The organism is Gaetbulibacter sp. S0825 (assembly GCF_011777505.1).
GTDB lineage: Bacteria > Bacteroidota > Bacteroidia > Flavobacteriales > Flavobacteriaceae > Pontimicrobium.
In genome coordinates, this window is sequence record NZ_JAATJT010000009.1 from 1 (window position 1) to 1801 (window position 1801).

Consider the following 1801-nt stretch of genomic DNA (forward strand, 5'->3'; position numbering starts at 1 on the left):
TATCGATAAGAGTAATCTTTTGATCTCTTGTAGTTGCATTTCCACAATCATCAGTAGCTTTCCAAGTTCTAATAATTGTTGTAACACAAGCTTGCTTATCTTCTACATCTGTAAATGTTACATCTACTTCAGAACAAACATCTTCACCTTTTGCCATACCAGTGTTAGTTGGTGTAATATCGGCTTCACACTTATCATCTAATTCTAAAGTAATATCTGCAGGAATAGTTAAAGTTGGTGCTATAGTATCTTCAATTCTAAATTCTGCAGCTGTTGTAGAACTTAATCCACAATCATCAGTTACAGTAAAGTTTACAGTGATTCTTCCTGTGTTTCCACACTCATCACTTAAGTCTTTACCATTCCAATCGTTAGTCCAAGTAAGATCTTTATCACACATGTCTATTGCTTCTGCTCCACCATTAGTATGCAACCAGTGTAGGAATGGCGAGTGAGGATTTGTATCTCTTTCGCAAGTAATATCATCATATCCACACTCAACAATTAAGTCTTGTGCTTCGTTTCCAATCATCGGGCTTAAAGTATCTACTACATGGAAAGAAGCAGTTGTTGAATAAGAATTTCCACATTCATCAGTAGCTGTAAATGTCACTCTATATTCAGTATCACAAGCATCTCCATACATTCTAACTGTACGTGTCCATTTAACATTAGAACAACCATCAGTTGCTGTTGCTCCACCATTATTATAATACCAAGTGTAATAATCGCCAATATTTCCAGATGGTCTTCCATTAGAATCTTGGGCATCATCTCCACTATTTTGACTCATAGTACCATCACACTCAACAGTCATATCTGAAGCTGGTGTTACCTCTGGTGCTATACTATCTTCGATTGTAAACGTTGCTGGTAAATCAACATCGTTTCCACAAGCATCTGTTACTGTAAAGATTACATTAATATATCCAGTGTACTCACTACATCCTTCTTTTAAGTAATCACGTATGTCAAAATCTTTATGCTTTGGATCTCCAGGGAAGTTGTTTGTCCAAGTTACTCCTGAACACTCATCTTTAGCTGTTGCATCTCCATTGTTGTCTAACCAAGTTTGGAATTGATCAACATTTCCTTCTCCATCACATACTACAGTCTTGTTGTAAGCTGGAGTAGTTTCTGGATCCTTAGTATCTACTATTCTAAATGTAGCATATGTTTTTGATGTATTTCCACAAGCATCTGTTACTGTAAAGATTACAGTTTTTTCTCCTGTTGCTCCACAATCATCACTCATTGGCTGACTTGCAGCGTTGTTAGACCATACTAAATCTTCAGTAGCTGTACAGTTATCTTGTGCTCCTGCATTTGCATTTGTAGCAATCCAGTTCATGTAATCTTCTACATTTCCATCGCCATCACATTCTACTACTAAATCTTCAGCAGCATTAATGATAGATGGGTTAACATCATCAAAAATAGTTACAGTCATGTTCTCAATGATTTCACGACCACAGTTATCTATAAAGCTATACTTTACATTGAATGATGCACAGTTAGAATCTGGTGCAGTGTATTCTGGCTTAGCTAATCCGCTAATGTTACAAGCTCCTTCCATTCCATTTGTGTAATACAATTCTGGAATTAAAGATTCTAAGTTATTTCTGTCTTCACAAGAAATACTAATGTTTCTTGGCTCGTTAAATACAGCTTGTTTAGCTGGTCTAACTGTAATAGTTTGCTTATGCCAAGCGTTGTTTCCACACTCGTCTGTAGCTTTCCACCATCTTTCGATGATTCCACCAGCACACTCTTCACCTTCAACAATTGTTGATTGCTCTTC

Annotated in this window: 1 protein-coding gene; it reads right to left on the reverse strand. The window is 36.6% G+C overall.

Translation table 11 applies throughout. From position 1 onward, the window contains the following. Window positions 1–1801 (reverse strand): hypothetical protein (locus tag HB672_RS14630; protein WP_167770271.1); only part of this gene is annotated, 1801 nt, incomplete at both ends.